Here is a 16,249-nt window from a genome sequence, read left to right on the forward strand (position 1 = left end):
CGCGCTTCGGGAAGCCGTGGTGTGGGGGGCAGTATGTAGTGGAGCTGTGGATCGCAGGGGCCGGTGGTATTGAAATATCTTGCTCGGGGTGGTGGCATGGTCACATTCTGCCACCATCTCGAGCTGGGGACCCGAAGATCCTCAGGCAGGCTTCGGCCAGCTCCTCGTCGGTGAAAGGTCCATGCTGTTCCCGGTTCTGCAGGTCGGAGAACAGGAACCAGTGCCGCAGCAGGAACTCGCGGTAGATCGGGTTGGCGATCTCTGGCGCTCCGGTTTCCCGGATGAGACCCAGATTGCGAACGTAGGAGACGTCGTCGTCGGAGGAAGTGTCCGTGCCCGGCGGTGTTCCCTCCATGATCGACCGGATCACCCGTTCCACCCGGGGCTCGTAGAGTCGTGCCCGGAGGGCATCCAGGTGGACGGGGCGCTCCTGGATCAGCCGCTCCTTGGCCTCATCGACCTGTGCGGTGGTGATGGTGCCGCTCACCCCCATCTCGAAAGTGATCTCGTAAGCGAGGGCATTGACCAGCCAGGGTTGTCCCTGGGTCAGCTCGAAGACCCGGCCCACCGCCTCCTTTGTGAACTCCTGACCGGTTGCCTGAGTGTGCTGGTCGTACAGCTCAGCGATCTGGTCGTTGGTGAAGTCGCCCATACGCAGTGACTCGGTGATGATGGCGAACGGGCCGGCCGGATTCGACCAATCGCGGTTGCCTCCGGGGGTGACCTTGTAGTCGGGCACGTTGCGCAGCCCGCACAGCACCACAGACGAAGGGAAGGGACGGCCCTCATTCCAGGCGTGGTGGCCGTCGCGGAGCTGGCTGAGGATGCTGACCATGCTGGAGCCCTGGAGGGCATCGATCTCGTCGAGAATCAGGACCATGCGGCGCGGGCTGCGGCGGCACCATTCGCTCAGCGCCGCACTGAACCGACCGCCCGGCGCAACCTGAGGCCAGGGATCCAGCGGCAGCAGTTCCTTGGGCCATCCCGACAAGTCGGCGGCCCTGCGGAGCGAGTCCAGCAGAATCGTCTCCGTGGCGCCGATGTCGTCGCTGAAGATTTTGGCGCGCTCGCAGGAGAGCGACAGTGCGGCGATGTCGCCCTCGGCGGTCAGGTCGGAAGCCAAGGTGCGCAGCATGGTCGTCTTCCCGGTCTGCCGAGGCGCGTGCAGCACGAAGTAGCGGTCCATCTCGATGAGCGCCCGCGCTTCTGGGAGCCTCGGCACGGGGGCAGCATGTAGTGGCGTCGTGGATCGCACGGGCCGGTGGTGTTGAAGAATTTCGCTCGGGGTGGTCGCACGATCACAGTCTGCCATCGCCGTGGTTCGGGCGTCTGCGTGAAGGCCATCCCGGATCTCGTGTGGAAGCGGAGCGCGCGACACCTGCAACTGGGCCGCACCTCAGAGGAGTTCGCCGGCCCGGCGCAGACGGCGCTCACGCAGAGCCGGCGGCGGACACGTCCGTGGCGAATATCCAGACCATGCCCGCGATCCCCGCGACGTACGGAACCACGAACCATCGGGCGACCCGGCGATCACGCAGGCTCGTCTCCGACAGCTCGATCGTCTCGGCCTGGGTGAGCCGGAACAGTGTGGCCTTGGCGGTCAGCCAGGTCGTCCGGTAGAGGTTGTGGCACCGCAGCGCGTTCGCGAGCAGGGCGTACGAGTGGTCTTGACTTGTTCTCATCGATGGGTGCCGGCCATCGAACGCCACACTGGGCGGCTCTGACCCTGTCAGCAGTAGGCGACCGCCGGCCCGAGGAAGGAGTAGTTGTGGTAGGGGGTGTACTCCGAGCGCTGCCCGGGGTATACGCAGGGGCCGTACTCGGGCCAGGAGCCGGTCGGGGGGTTGATGACGTAGATGCTCACGCGGTATTGGCCGTACCCGCCGCTGCAGTAAACCCAGACGGTCTTGCCGTCCCGGCCGGTGGAGCAGTCGGTGGGCGCGGCGTGAGCGGGGGTGGCGATGCCGACGAAGGCGGCGGTGAGGAGGGCTGCGGCGGCCAGAGCCACAGGCTTTCTCGTGCGCATTCGCTGTCCTCCGCTACCATTCCAGTTTGCGTCGATTTCCGAGAAGGCGGAACAATGGCGTGACGGAGATTCCCTTCGTTCGTCCGGTCGGATATGCGGATATCCCAGCCTTCGATCGTCTGCTACAGACGCTTGCAACAGGCTGCTGACAGGGTGACGCTTCGGGTCGTCCGCGCCGGGTCGCCACACCTTCAGTTCCATCGCCTCGCGTTGCATCAGCCGCCCACTGTCGGGGCCGCTGTAGGGTCTGCTCGGTGCAGCGGTCGATCGAGATCAACGTGATCCCGGCCGAGCTTGGGGCTGTCGTGCTCGCCCCGGAACCAGCGCAGGATCAGCACCGCCTGCCAGAACGGGGTCAGCGCACGGCTGCCCTTGGGCGTGCCCACCCGTCGGCGTTCGTCTGTCTCCGGCCTTCGACGGCTTCTCCAGAAAGGCCCGAAACGCCACCACCGGTGCCCCGAATATCGTTCATCATCAGAATTATTTCCCTGAGATCACCTCAATGGGCCTGCAACGGCCGCGCGCCGCAGATCTGGCACGCCACCACCCCATGACACCGCGACCCTCCTACAAAAGGGTTCACAGTCAATGGCTCCGAGCCCTGCATTAGGGGGTGTTAAGGGTTGGCCGGGTTCGTGGTCATTTTTAGAGTCACGTTGCCTTGAAGGCGCGACCGAGGAGGATCATGAAGGAGGGCGTGGGTGGAGCGCTGGTCATCGCCATCGTGGGAGCAGGGCCAGCTGGGACGATCATGCTGGAGCGGCTGGTCGCCAACTGCGGGGTCCTCGGTCCACGACTGCTCGAAGTCCACCTGATAGACCCGCACCCGCCAGGCGGCGGACGGGTGTGGCGGCGGGATCAGCCCGAACTGCTGTGGATGAACTCGACGGCGGACGACGTGACCATGTTCACCGATGACAGCGTGCGGATGGCGGGACCCATCAGGCACGGGCCGTCGCTGCGGGAATGGTCATCCGAACTCCGGCCCGGGTCCTTCGCCACCCGAAGGCAGTTGAACGACTACCTGTCCTGGTGTTTCACGCACATCGTCGAGTCGGCTCCGCTCGGAGTGACCGTACGGGCGCACCGCGGCCAGGTCGTCGATCTCACCGAGCGGGCGGGCCGTCAGCACGTGTGGGTGGCAGGCCGCGCGGGGCCGATCGAGGCCGACGCCGTCGTGTTGACCCAGGGCCATCTGGACGCCGAATCCGGCCAAGAGCACCAGGAACTCGCCGCTTACGCCGCCACTCACGGCCTCACCTACCTGCCGCCGCACTACGCGGCCGACACCGATCTGAGCATTCTCGCCCCGGGCGAGCCGGTCGTCATGCGCGGCATGGGACTGGGTTTCATCGACGATATGGTGCTGCTGACGGAGGGGCGCGGGGGCCGATTCGGGCCGGGCTACGACTACCGGCCCACCGGTCACGAGCCGATCATGTACGTGACTTCGCGGCGCGGTGTGCCCAACCACTCCAAGATCACCGTCAAACTTCGGGGAGGACAGTCTGCCGGGGCGCGTTACCTCACGCCGGAAGCCCTGACCGCGCTGCACGATGAGCGCGGGCCGCTGTCCCTGCGGGACGACCTCGGTCCGCTGATCATCAAGGAGCTCGGCTGGCACTACTACCATGAGCTGTTCAACGGTCATCCCGACCGGGTGACCATGTCCTGGTCCGACTTTCAGCGCCACTACGACGCGGACGGCGCGGCCAGGCCACTGATCGAGGCCGCGGTGATCAAGCAGGAAGACCGGTTCGACCTGGACCGGATGCTCGACCCCCTGGCCGGGCGCTCCTTCGGCAGCCTGGATGAGCTCGGGGCGTGGACGCAGAGGTACATCATCGGCGACGTGCGCCGCCACGCCGATCCCGAGCATAGCGCCGACCTCGGCCTCTGCCACGGGATGCTGAGCGTTTTCGGCGCTCTCGGCTTCGCGCTGGCCACAGGCCGGCTCTCGGCCCGTGCCCGCGCGGTCGAACTGGGCGACTGGGCGCAGAGCGTTTTCAGCTTCTACGCCAGCGGGCCACCGCCTCGCCGTCTGCTCGAACTCGCCGGGCTGGCCCGGGCCGGGGTCATCCGTTTCCTGGGCGCGACGGGCACGGTCACCGCCGCCGACGGCGTCTTCCGTGCCACCAGCGCCAGCGTGCCCGGCGTGGTGATCGAGACACGGGCGCTGGTAGAGTCCCGGCTGCCAGAGACCTCTCTGCGCCGCACCCGCGATCCTCTCCTGCGCGCCCTGCACGCCCGCGGGGACGTGACCGAGGAGAGCCTGACCGCAGACGGGACGGTGTACCGCCTGGGCAGGGTGGCCGTGGACGCGCACCGGCTGGTTACCCGGGACGGCGTGCACTCTCGCCGGTTCGCGCTGGGACACGGAGTGGGCGGTGGTTTCACGCCGGTGGGGTTCACCCGGCCGCACGCCAACAGCATCGCCTTCAGGAACGCCGACGCCCTCGCCCGGAGGCTGCTTACCGAAATCGAGGCCGGCACCCCCTAATTCCGTCCCCGCGACCCTTATCGGAGCAGGACTTCTGGGGTCGCCACCATTTCCCTGGCAGGTCCAGAATATTCCGGAATCCCCTTCTCAGTGAGTCGCCGGAGCAATCATTCATGCGCTCTTCACGAAACGAAACGAGCCTTGGCATCGGACTTTCCGCCGCCTTGCTGTTGCTGGCCGCCTGCGGGTCCGGCGGCGGCTCCGCGGGTGGATCGAGCGTTCCGAAAAGCGGCGGAATGCTCACTTACGCCGTCGATTCAGCACCATTGTGCCTCGACCCGCACGTCAGCACCCAGGACCTGACCGCTGAAATCCAGCGCAACGTGCTGGACTCCCTGGTGGCGGAGGACGCCTCCGGCAGATTCCATCCCTGGCTGGCCACGTCCTGGAGCAGCGCGAAGGATCTGAAAAGTTACACGTTCCACCTGCGCGAGGACGTGACCTTCAGCGACGGCACCCCGTTCGACGCCGAAGCGGTGAAGGCCAACTTCGACCACATCACCGACAAAAACACCAAATCCCAGTACGCGGTGACCCTACTCGGCCCCTACCAGGGCACCGAGGTGCTCGGCCGGTACCAGGTGCGGGTCACCTTCACCCGGCCCTTCGTCCCCTTCCTGCAGGCGGCCAGCACCAGCTACCTGGGCATGTACTCCCCGGCGGCGCTCAAGGCCAACGCCGACAAGCTCTGCGGCGGCGGGGCCGTCACTGTCGGCTCGGGGCCGTTCATCGAGACCAACCATGTCAAGGGGCAGAGCATCGAATTCACCCGCAACCCCCGCTACCAGTGGCCGTCAGAACTGGCCAAGCACCGGGGGCCCGCCTATCTCGACCGCCTGGTCATCCGCATCCTGCGGGAGAACTCGACCCGCGTCGGCGCGCTGACCAGCCGCCAGGTCGACCTGGCTCGTGCGGTGCCGCCCGCTCGGGTCGGCACGATCGAGGCGGGAGGGGCGGTGAAGATCCTGCGGGGGGACTTCCCCGGCGGGGTCTACAGCCTCTACCTCAACACCACCAACGGCCCGCTGACCGATGAACGGGTCCGCGTCGCCGTTCAGCGCGGCATCAACATCGACCAGGCAGTCCGGACAGTCTATTTCGGCCAGTACAAGCGGGCATGGAGTCCGCTGTCGCCGAGCACCCCGGCCTATGCCGGCGACCTGACAGGAAGCTGGCCGTACGACCCGGCCAAGGCCGGCGCGCTCCTCGACCAGGCCGGTTGGACGGGACGGGACGCGGCCGGGTACCGCACCAAGGACGGCAGGCGGCTCACCCTGGAGTGGCCCGCGCTGCCCTCCGGCGACGCCAGGGAGAATCGCGAGGTACTGGCCCAGGCCATCCAGGCCGACCTGAAGAAGCTCGGCGTGGAGGTCGTTCGACCGAGCTACGACGTCGGCGCGTACAGCACCAAGGTCAACGCGGGGCAGTTCGGCATTCTCGACCTCAGCTGGGCGCGCTTCGAACCCGATCTGCTGCGCTCCTTCTTCAACAGCGCCAACGGCCCGCCCGCCGGGCAGAACGCCTCCTTCCTCAAGGACCCCGAGGTGGACAAGTGGACCGAGACCGCAGCCGCCACCAACGACACGGCCACCCGGACGGAGCTGTACGCCAGGACGCAGCATAAGGTGATCAAGGTCGGCGCGACCGTCCCTGTCTATGTGCCCACCGCGCTTACCGGGGTCGCGTCGAGCGTGCACGGGGTGAGCCTCGACCCGAACAACTGGCTGATGTTCTACGACGCCTGGCGGGACGGCGCATGAGCGTGCTGCGTGGTGTCGCCTGGCGCCTGCTGGGCGCAGTCACCGTGTTGCTGGGCGCCGCGACCCTGACGTTCGTGGCGCTCCAGCTCCTGCCAGGCGACCGCGTGTCCCGGCTGCTCGGCCCAATGACGTCGGCCTCGCCTGCCGTACGCGCTCAGATCAGCCGCGACTACGGCCTGGACCAGCCTGTGCTGGTGCAGTACACGCGTTACCTCGGCAACCTGGTGCACGGCGACCTGGGCGTCTCCTACCAGTTGCAGCAGCCGGTGATCACGCTGATCGCCCGGCAGCTCTGGCCGACCGTCCAGCTCGCCCTGGCGGCTCTGGCCCTGGCGCTGCTGATCGCGACGATCAGCGCCATCGCCACCGCGGGCCGGCGTCCCCGCCTGCGGGCCCTCGCCTCGGCCGCCGAGCTGGTGACGGTCTCGACGCCGTCGTTCTGGGTGGGCATTCTCCTGCTCACCTTCTTCTCCTTCCATCTGGGGCTGTTTCCGGTCGTCGGGTCGGACGGGCTCTCCTCGCTGGTGCTGCCCGCGCTCACGCTCGCCCTGTCACTGGCGGGCGTGCTGTCCCAGGTGCTGCGCGAAGGGCTGGAGACGGCGCTGGAGCAGCCGTTCGTGGTCACCGCCCGCGCGCGCGGGTTGAGCCAGACCGCGGTACGGCTGCGCCACGCCTTCCGGCACGCGGCGGTGCCGCTGGTGACCCTCACGGGCTGGCTGACGGGCACGCTGCTGGGTGGGGTGGTGCCGGCTGAGACGGTGTTCGGCAGGCCGGGACTGGGCACGCTCGTCCTGCAGGCGGTGACCAGTGGCGACATGCCGGTGGTGATGGCGGTCGTCCTGCTGTCCGCGCTGGTGTTCGTCGTGGTGTCCACGGTGGTGGACCTGCTTTATCTGGTGATCGACCCGCGGCTGCGCAGCGCGGAGGCCGCCGTATGACCCGGCCTTCGGTGATGGTGGCGAGCGTGGCACTCGTGCTGTTCACATTGGTGGCGTTCGCGCCGGGGCTGTTCGCGAGCGCATCGCCGATCGGCACGGATCTGGGGGCCGCGCTGCGCGGGCCGAGCGGCGCCCACTGGTTCGGGACCGACCAACTCGGCCGGGACGTCTTCGCGCGGGTGTTGTACGGCGCCCGGTCCGCGCTGCTGCTCGCCCTGGCCGCGACCACGCTCGCCGTGCTCGGCGGCACCGTGCTCGGCCTGCTCTCCGGGCTCGGCGGGCGGGCAGCCGACCAGGTGCTGATGCGCTTGGCCGACATCTTCCTGGCACTGCCGCCGTTGCTGCTCGCGCTGCTCGTGGTCGCCGTCATGGGCGCGGGAACGGGCACGGTGGCCCTCGCGGTCGCGGCCGCGCTCATTCCCGCGTACGGGCGAGTGGTGCGGGCGGAGGCGCTGGTCGTACGGCGGGCGGGCTATGTCGAGGCGGCGGTCGGCCTCGGGCTGCCGCGGCCCCTGCTCATCGTTCGGCACATCCTGCCGAACTCGGTCGGCGCGGTGCTGGCACTGGCCACCGTGGGTTTCGGCACGGCGCTGCTGTACGCCTCGGTACTGAGCTTCCTCGGGCTGGGCACCAAACCGCCCGATCCTGAATGGGGATCAATGCTCGCCGAGGGACGCGAGTTTCTCGGCATGGCCTGGTGGATCGCCGTCTTCCCCGGAGCGGCCCTCACCCTTGTCGTCATCGCGGTCAATGTCGTGGGCAGGTACGCCCGAATCCGCTTCGCAGGAAGGACCCCACTGTGACGGGATCGCCGCTGTTGACCGTGGACGGCCTGACCGTGTCCTTCCAGCATGGCAGGGAGCAGGTGACCGCGGTGCGGGAGGTGTCGTTCGAACTGGACCGGGGGGAGTGCCTGGCGATCGTCGGGGAGTCGGGGTCCGGCAAGAGTGTGACCGCGCGGACACTCATGGGGCTCACCGGCGGCCGGTCCACGATCCGCGCCCGCGAGATCTCCCTCGCCGGGACCGACCTGACCGCGTTGGACGAGTCCCGCTGGCGGGGGATGCGCGGCAGCCGGATCGCGATGGTCCACCAGGACGCGCTGGTGGCACTGGACCCGCTGCGCAGAGTCGGCGCGGAGATCGCCGAGCCGCTGCGACGGCATCGCGTGACCACATGGGCCGACACGCCCGCCAAGGTGCGCTCGCTGCTGGCCGAGGTGGGCGTGCCGGAACCGGCCGAACGCGCACGCCAATACCCGCACCAGCTGTCGGGCGGGCTGCGGCAGCGGGCGCTGATCGCCTCCGCGATCGCCGCCGGGCCTGAGCTGCTGCTCGCCGACGAGCCGACCACCGCGCTGGACGCGACCGTCCAAGCGCAGGTGCTGAGCCTGCTGCGGGAGCTGAAACGGGGCGGCACCGCGCTGTTGCTGATCAGCCACGACCTGGCCGTGGTCGCCGGGCTGGCCGACCGCATCGCGGTCATGCACGGCGGCAGGATCGTCGAGCACGGCCCGGCCGAGCAGATCACCGCGAAACCGCGGCATCCCTACACCCGCGCACTGCTGGCCGCCGTCCCTGCGCTGCACTCCAAGGGCGAACGGCTCAGTCGCACGCCGGCCCAGGGTCCCGCCCCGGAGCCGGACGGCTGCACCTACGTGGCGCGCTGCCCGTATGCCGACGAACGCTGCCGCGTGAGCCTCCCGCGGACGGCGGACGGCGGCGCGCTGTGCTGGTACCCCGAGATCGGCCCGGTCGAGCCGCCGGGACGCGCCGCGGCCGAAGGCTCCAAGCCAGGCGAGGTGCTGCTCGCGGTCGAGGGGATCTCCCGGCGGTTCCGATCGCCCGGTGGCGGGTGGCGGGACGCCGTGAGCGGGGTCTCCTTCGAGCTCAGGTCCGGGGAGGCGGTGGGCGTGGTCGGCGAGTCGGGCTCGGGCAAGACCAGTACGGCGCGCATCGTGCTTGGTCTGCTCGAACCCGACGCCGGCGAGGTGCGGCTGCGCGGTGAGCCGTGGAGCGGCGTCGGGGAACGCGCCCGGCGTCGGCGGCGAGGCCGCATCCAGGCGATCTACCAGGATCCGCTGGGCTCGTTCAATCCTCGGCACACGGTCGCGAAGATCCTGAGTGAGGCGGCCGGGGCGGCCGGAGCGCCCCGGGGCCGCGAGCGCGCCGTGCGGGCCGCCGAGTTGCTCGGCCAAGTCGGGCTCGCCGAATCGCTGCTCCGGCGACGGCCGCTGGAGCTGTCGGGCGGCGAGCGTCAGCGGGTGGCGATCGCCCGTGCCCTCGCGCCTGGACCAGACGTGCTGGTCTGCGACGAACCGGTGTCGGCGCTGGATGTGTCGGTGCAGGCGCAGATCCTTGACCTGCTCGCGGACCTGCGCCGCGATCTCGGGGTGGCGATGCTGTTCATCTCGCATGACCTCGGCGTGATCGGCCACGTCAGCGACCGGATCATCGTCATGAAGGACGGCCGCGTCGTGGAGGCCGGCGCGACCGGGGACATCTTCGCCGTACCCGCCCACCCCTACACGCGGGAACTGCTCGCGGCGGTCCCGCGCGCGGAGGGGTAGCCGGAGATTCAGCAGGGGATCAGCCGCACCGGCAGGTCGGTGATCCCGTTGAACTGGTAGGAGCGCAACCGCTGGATCGGGCCGCTGATCTCGAAGCGCGCCACGCGTTCGGCGAGCGTGCGGAACATCAGCTCGATCTCCAGCAGCGCCAGGTGGCGGCCCAGGCAGAAGTGCGGGCCGCCGCCGCCGAAGCCCAGGTGCGGGTTGGGGTCACGGCCGATGTCGAAGGTGAACGGGGCGTCGAAGACCGCCTCGTCCCGGTTGGCCGAGGTCAGGTGCATCACCATCTTCTCACCCACTCTGACGGTCCGCCCGCCCAGCTCGACGTCCGCCATAGCGGTACGGCGGAACACCTTGGTCGGGGTGACCCAGCGGACGATCTCCTCGGCGGCCGACCGCGCCAGCTCTGGGTCTGCCCGCAGCCGCTCCCACTGATCCGGATGCTCGGCGAAGGCCTCCACCCCGCCCGCGATGGCGTAGCGCGTGGTCTCGTTCCCCGCCACCGTGAGCAGCACGAAGAACGCCTGGAACTCGCCCTCGGTCAAGGCCGCGCCGCTGTCGTCGGAACTGACCAGCCGGGACACGGTGTCGTCGGCAGGACAGCCGCGCTTGGCCGCGCCGACCGCTCCGGCGTACGCCATCATGTCCACGGCGGCGGCGCGGGCGCCCTCGGCGCCGCCCGCGCCATGGTCGGATTCGCCCGCAATGCCCTTGGACCACTCGAAGATCCGGTGCCGGTCCTCCCGTGGAAGCCCCATCACCTCGGCGATCACCACGAGCGGGAGCTCGGCCGCGACCGGGCCGACGAACTCCTTCTCGCCCGAGTCCAGGAACGCCTCCACGATCCGCTCGCACTCCCGGGCGACGCCGTCACGCATGCGCCCGATCACTCGCGGAGTGAATCCACGGTTGACCAGGCTCCGGATCCGACTGTGCGCGGGCGGGTCCTGGTTGACCATCATCATCCGCTGCATGGTGATGGCGACCTCGTCGAACTCCAGCGGCTGCGAGCCCTTCTCATGGGAGGAGAACAGCTCGGGATGACGGGCGACATAGGAGATGTCGGCGTGCCGGGTGACAGCCCAGTGCCCCTCAGAAAGCTGCGGGTCAGAGTTGCGGTACACCGGTGCGTTCGCGCGCAGGAGCGCGAAGTCCTCATGGGGAACGGCGTCGAGGTAGCGATCCTGGTCGAATACATCGATGTCGCGATGGGTGGTCATTGCTGGAGAATCTCCGCGTCTGTCAGTTCTGCCGGGTCCGTAGCGGGTTCAGCCATTGCTCGCCGACTTCGGCCCGCAGCCGCGAGTCGGTGACGCCCAGGCCCTCGCCGGGCGCCGCGCAGAGCACACCGACCTTGCCGACGTGCTGATTGCGCTGCACCAGGCGGGCGGCCTCACCGGCCTCCGCGAGCGGATAGACGGCCGAGAGCACCGAGGAGAGCTTGCCGAGCTGGTACAGGCGCATCATCTGGGTCGCCTCGTGCAGGTTCATGCCGTGGCTGCCGATGATGCGCTTGAGGTTCATCCACAGATAGCGGTTGTCGAAGGTGTGCGCGTAGCCGGTGCTCGACCCGCAGGTCACGACCGTGCCGCCGCGGGCCGCCACGATGACCGACATGCCGAAAGTCGCCTGGCCGACGTAGTCGAACACCACGCTGGGGTCCTCGCCGGTCGTGGCGCGGATGGCACGTCCCAGGCGCTTGGCCCGCTTGTTGGTGTCCTCTGTGGCGTCGCCGAGGCCGATCTCCTCACGGTTGATGACGACGTCGCAGCCGAGTCGTCTGGCGAGTTCGCCCTTCTCCTCGGAGGAGACCACGCCGACGGCGATCCCGCCTCCGTTGCGCACGAGCTGAGCGGCGAACGAGCCGAGCCCGCCCGCGGCCCCCCAGATCAGCACGACGTCGCCCTGCTTGATGCGGGCGCCTCGCTCGCTCACCAGCATGCGGTACGAGGTGCCCCCGCACAGCGGGATGACGGCGGCCTCCTCCCAGGTGAGGTGCCCGGGTTTGGGGAGCAACTGGCTGGCCCGCGCCACCGCGTAGTGCGCCAGCCCACCGAAGTTGGTCTCGTAACCCCAGGCCTTCTGGTCGATGCCGAGCATGCCGTCGGCGTGCGTGACCGGGTCCTGATCGTCGACGTAGGTGGGGTTGACGCAGACGTGGTCGCCCACCTTCCAGTTGCGCACGCCCGGCCCGGTACGCACGATCACGCCGGCGGCGTCCGACCCCACGACCTGGTACGGCTGGTCGTGCCTGGCCTCCCAGCCGCCCGCCTTCGCCAGCCGTTTGAGCATGTCGAAGGTGGACACCGGCTCGAAGGTGGACTGCCAGACGGTGTTGTAGTTGATCGAGCTGGCCATCACCGCGATCAGCACCTCGTCTGGCGCCAGCTCGGGCATCGGCACCTGGCCGACGTGCAGGGTCCGGCGTACGTCCTTGTCCTTCTCGCCGGCCAGCAGGCCGACGTCCTCGTGGCGAAGGTGGGCGGCCAGGTAGCTCTCAGGAACCGGGGTGCGGAGGAGTTCCTCCGTTGTCGCACCGCGTACCGCGGCGTCGATGAGCGCGTCCATCATTATTCTCCTTGCCAAAAGTCCCTGAAAAAGGACGCTACGAGAAATGTTTTTCATCGCAACCCCTATTAGGCGTCAAACCGTTTAGGGGCACGCGGCGAAATGCAGGTCGGCAGGCTCCCCTACCAGCCGTCCTCGCCTAGGGGGCGATAAGGGTGTTGTGAATGTCGAACGAATAGCAAGACTCGATCCCGTCTGGAGCGCGTCCCGCTATGAGAGGAATTCAGCGCACGATGACTCGTGTTGATGTTCCGCCCATCGCCATTGTCGGGCTCGCCTGCCGGCTGCCCGGCGCGTCCGACCCGGAGGCGTTCTGGCGGCTGCTCGCCGAGGGCGGCGACGCTGTCACGCGGGCGCCAGAGGGCCGCAGCCCGGCTCGGGGCGGCTTCCTGGACGAGGTCGATCGTTTCGACGCGGCATTCTTCGGCATCTCGCCTCGGGAGGCCGCCGAGATGGACCCGCAGCAGCGGCTGCTGCTGGAGCTGAGCTGGGAGTCGCTGGAGGAGGCGGGCATCGTCCCTGCGACGCTGACAGGCCGGCGGGTGGGCGTGTTCATGGGGGCGATGGCCTACGACTATGCGGTGCTGAGGCATCGCGCGGGCCCCCTCACCCGGCACACCCTTACCGGACTCAACCGAGGGCTGCTGGCCAACCGGATCTCCTACGCGCTGGGCCTGCGGGGCCCCAGCCTCGCAGTGGACACGGCCCAGTCGTCCGGGCTGGTGTCGGTGCATCTGGCCTGCGAGAGCCTGCGCGCGGGCGACGCGGACCTGGCGCTCGCGGGCGGGGTGAACCTCAACCTCGCTGCGGACAGCACCGCGGCGGCCACCGAGTTCGGCGGGTTGTCGCCGGACGGGCGCAGCTACACCTTCGACGCACGCGCCAACGGATACGCCCGCGGCGAAGGCGGCGGCGTGGTCGTGTTGATGCCGCTGGCCGACGCGCTCGCCGCGGGGCGCACCGTGCACGGAGTGATTCTCGGCAGCGCGGTCAACAACGACGGCGCGACCGACGGGCTGACCGTGCCGAGCGCGGACGCCCAGCGTGAGGTGCTGACGCTCGCGACCGCACGGGCAGGCGTGGACCCGCGCGACATCCAGTACGTTGAGCTCCACGGCACGGGTACTCCGCTCGGCGATCCGATCGAGGCGCGGGCGCTGCACGCCGCGTACGGGGGGAATCGCGAGCGCCCGCTGGTGGTGGGGTCGGCCAAGACGAACGTCGGCCATCTGGAAGGCGCGGCGGGCATCGTGGGGCTGCTCAAGGCCGTCCTGAGCATTCAGCACCGGGTGATTCCGCCGAGCCTCAACTTTGAGACGCCCAACCCGCGGATCCCGCTCGACGAGCTGAACCTGAGCCTGCGGCGGGAGGCGGGGCCCTGGCCCGGCGCGCACCGGCCACTGGTGGCCGGGGTCAGCTCGTTCGGCATGGGCGGCACCAATTGCCACCTCATCGTTTCCGAAGGGCCTCCGGCGTCCGGCCCCGGCACACCGCTTGCCCCGAACGCGGCCGGGCTGATCCCATGGGCGCTGTCGGCCACCACCGATCAAGCTCTGCGCGCGCAGGCGAAACGGCTCGCGGCGCACGTGCGAAGGCATCCGGAACTGGACCCGGTCGACGTCGGGCACTCCTTGCTCACCACCCGGACCCGCTTCGAGCACGGTGCGGTGGTGCTCGGCCGCGAACGCGGCGAGTTGCTCGGCCGCCTGGACGCGCTGGCCGAGGCCGGGGGAGGGGCCGGTGCCGTCGCTGGGCGCAGGAACCCCGGGCCGACCGCGTTCCTGTTCCCCGGTCAGGGCAGCCAGCGGGCCGGCGCGGGCCAGGAGCTGTACGCGGCCGAACCGGTGTTCGCCGAGGCGCTGGACGAGGTGTGCGCCGAACTGGACCGCCACCTCGCCCGCCCGCTTCGCGACCTGCTGTTCGCGGCACCCGGCAGCGCGGAGTCGGCGTTGCTCGACCAGACCTGCCACACCCAGCCCGCGCTGTTCGCCATCGAGGTCGCGCTTTTCCGGCTGGCGGAACGGCGATACGGGCTGATCCCCCATTTTGTGGTGGGCCACTCGATCGGTGAGCTGGCGGCGGCGCATGTGGCGGGAGTGTTCTCGCTCGCCGACGCTGCTCTGCTGGTGGCAGCCAGAGGCCAGGTCATGCAGGAGGCGCCCGGGGGCGGCGCGATGGTGGCCGTGCGGGCCACCGAGGAGGAGGTCGTCCCGCTGCTGTCGGACCGGGTGTCCCTCGCGGCGGTGAACGGGCCGTCCTCGGTGGTGCTCTCGGGGGACGCCGAGGCGGTGGAGCGGGTCGCGGGCCGGCTGTCGGAGCTGGGCCGCAGGACGCGGCGGCTGCGTGTCAGCCACGCGTTCCACTCGCCGCACATGGACGCGGCTGTGGCGCGTTTCCGCGAGATCGCGGCCGGGATCGGATTCCGGCCGCCGCGCATCCCCGTGATCTCCAACGCGACCGGCGGGCCGGCGCGGGCCGAGACGCTGTGCTCAGCCGACTACTGGGCCCGGCATATCCGGGAAACGGTGCGTTTCGCCGAAGGGGTGCGGAACCTTGCGAGCGCGGGCGTGACAACATATCTGGAGCTCGGGCCGGGCGGGGCGCTCACCACGCTCATACGCGAGGGCATCGAGCCGGGCAGCGCCGTCGCCGTCCCGATCCTGCGCGCGGGCCGCCCCGAGGAGGAATCGGCGCGGGCCGCGATCGCCGCCGCCCACCTCAACGGCGCCGCCGTCACCTGGAACGTGCCTGGACGGCGGGTGCCGCTGCCGACCTACGCCTTCCAACGCAGACGGTTCTGGATCACGCCGGACCCAGCCCCCGCCGAGCCCGAAGCAACGCCTGCCCCGCGTTCGCCCGAGGAACTCCTCGATCTCGTACGGGAGAGCGCGGCGGCGGTGCTCGGGCATGACACCCCGGCCGAGATCGGCCAGAACCGAACGTTCAAGGAACTCGGCCTGGATTCTCAGGGCGCGATGGAGTTCGGCGAACGTCTCAGCACCGTACTCGGCCCGCCCCTGCCCGCCACGCTGACCTTCGATCACCCCACCCCCGAGGCCGTCGTCCGCTTCCTGACCTCGCCGGGCGACACCGCGGCGGAACCCGTCTCATCCCGCTCTGACGAACCGATTGCCATCGTGGCCATGGCCGGTCGCTGGCCCGGCGGCGCCGACACCCCTGAGGCACTCTTCGAACTGGCCCGTTCAGGTACGGACGCGATCACCGGGTTCCCCGCCGACCGCGGCTGGGACCTGGCCGCCCTGCACCACCCCGACCCCGAACACCCCGGGACGTCCTACACCAGGCACGGCGGCTTCCTGTCCGGCGCGGCCGAGTTCGACGCCGAGTTCTTCGGCATTGCCCCGCGCGAGGCCGAAGCGATGGATCCCCAGCAACGCCTGCTGCTGGAGGTGGCCTGGGAGACCTTCGAACGGGCCGGGATCGTGCCGTCGGAGTTGCGCGGCAGCCATACCGGTGTGTTCGTGGGCGCGACCGAGCAGGAGTACGGCCCGCGGCTGCACGAGGCAGGCAGCGGGCATGACGGCTATCTGCTGACCGGTGGCACCAACAGTGTCGCCTCGGGCCGGATCGCCTACACCTTCGGCCTGGAGGGCCCGGCGATCACGGTGGACACGGCGTGCTCGTCCTCGCTGGTGGCGTTGCATCTGGCGGCCCGTGCGCTGCGGGACGAAGAGTGCACGCTGGCGCTGGCGGGCGGGGTGGCGGTCCTGGCCACGCCGGGGATGTTCGTCGAGTTCAGCCGTCAGCGCGGGCTCGCCCCGGACGGGCGGTGCAAAGCCTTCGCGGCGGCGGCCGACGGGACCGCCTGGGCCGAGGGAGTGGGCTTCGTCTTGTTGGAGCGGTTGTCGGATGCGCGGCGGTTGGGTC

Annotated in this window: 12 protein-coding genes; 6 read left to right on the forward strand and 6 right to left on the reverse strand. The window is 69.6% G+C overall.

The genetic code is table 11. The features are described from left to right. Positions 1-100: 100 nt before the first annotated feature. The 4 genes from AB0C30_RS54000 to AB0C30_RS54015 form a co-directional block, all read right to left on the reverse strand. Positions 101-1,384, reverse strand: a complete 1,284-nt coding sequence (locus AB0C30_RS54000; protein WP_357959543.1) for a hypothetical protein — start codon at positions 1,382-1,384, stop codon at positions 101-103. A gap of 46 nt (positions 1,385-1,430) precedes the next feature. Then, positions 1,431-1,682, reverse strand: coding sequence for a hypothetical protein (locus AB0C30_RS54005; RefSeq protein ID WP_357959546.1), 252 nt, complete (start codon positions 1,680-1,682; stop codon positions 1,431-1,433). A gap of 47 nt (positions 1,683-1,729) precedes the next feature. After that, the gene (locus tag AB0C30_RS54010) at positions 1,730-2,026 is read right to left on the reverse strand and encodes a hypothetical protein (RefSeq protein WP_357959549.1); all 297 of its coding nucleotides are present in this window, start codon (positions 2,024-2,026) and stop codon (positions 1,730-1,732) included. Positions 2,027-2,241: 215 nt separating this feature from the next. Continuing rightward, positions 2,242-2,412: a hypothetical protein gene (locus AB0C30_RS54015; protein ID WP_357959552.1), complete on the reverse strand. Its 171-nt coding sequence runs from the start codon at positions 2,410-2,412 to the stop codon at positions 2,242-2,244. Positions 2,413-2,711: 299 nt separating this feature from the next. Between AB0C30_RS54015 and AB0C30_RS54020 the strand changes: the two genes are divergently transcribed. The 5 genes from AB0C30_RS54020 (at position 2,712) to AB0C30_RS54040 (ending at position 9,793) form a co-directional block, all read left to right on the forward strand. Next, entirely contained in the window at positions 2,712-4,526 is a 1,815-nt protein-coding gene (locus AB0C30_RS54020) for an FAD/NAD(P)-binding protein (RefSeq protein WP_357959555.1), read from the forward strand. 236 nt (positions 4,527-4,762) lie between these two features. After that, positions 4,763-6,286 carry an ABC transporter substrate-binding protein gene (locus AB0C30_RS54025; RefSeq protein ID WP_357959558.1) on the forward strand — a complete coding sequence of 508 codons (1,524 nt, stop codon included), beginning with the start codon at positions 4,763-4,765 and terminating at the stop codon, positions 6,284-6,286. Next, positions 6,283-7,224, forward strand: a complete 942-nt coding sequence (locus tag AB0C30_RS54030) for an ABC transporter permease (RefSeq protein ID WP_357959561.1) — start codon at positions 6,283-6,285, stop codon at positions 7,222-7,224. Before AB0C30_RS54025 ends, AB0C30_RS54030 begins: the two co-directional genes overlap by 4 nt. Further along, positions 7,221-8,027: an ABC transporter permease gene (locus AB0C30_RS54035; RefSeq protein WP_357959564.1), complete on the forward strand. Its 807-nt coding sequence runs from the start codon at positions 7,221-7,223 to the stop codon at positions 8,025-8,027. The genes AB0C30_RS54030 and AB0C30_RS54035 overlap by 4 nt, the downstream gene beginning before the upstream one ends. After that, positions 8,024-9,793, forward strand: a complete 1,770-nt coding sequence (locus AB0C30_RS54040) for an ABC transporter ATP-binding protein (RefSeq protein ID WP_357959567.1) — start codon at positions 8,024-8,026, stop codon at positions 9,791-9,793. Before AB0C30_RS54035 ends, AB0C30_RS54040 begins: the two co-directional genes overlap by 4 nt. Before the next feature lie 8 nt (positions 9,794-9,801). Here AB0C30_RS54040 and AB0C30_RS54045 read toward each other — a convergent pair whose 3' ends face one another. Further along, positions 9,802-11,013: a cytochrome P450 gene (locus tag AB0C30_RS54045; RefSeq protein WP_357959570.1), complete on the reverse strand. Its 1,212-nt coding sequence runs from the start codon at positions 11,011-11,013 to the stop codon at positions 9,802-9,804. 22 nt (positions 11,014-11,035) lie between these two features. Continuing rightward, the gene (gene ccrA / locus AB0C30_RS54050; RefSeq protein ID WP_357959573.1) at positions 11,036-12,364 is read right to left on the reverse strand and encodes a crotonyl-CoA carboxylase/reductase; all 1,329 of its coding nucleotides are present in this window, start codon (positions 12,362-12,364) and stop codon (positions 11,036-11,038) included. Between the two features lie 230 nt (positions 12,365-12,594). Here ccrA and AB0C30_RS54055 point away from each other — a divergent pair. After that, positions 12,595-16,249 (forward strand): beta-ketoacyl synthase N-terminal-like domain-containing protein (locus AB0C30_RS54055; protein ID WP_357959575.1); only part of this gene is annotated, 3,655 nt, incomplete at its 3' end.

Origin of the sequence: Nonomuraea sp. NPDC048901 (assembly GCF_040649695.1) — a bacterium.
In the GTDB taxonomy this organism is placed as follows: domain Bacteria; phylum Actinomycetota; class Actinomycetes; order Streptosporangiales; family Streptosporangiaceae; genus Nonomuraea.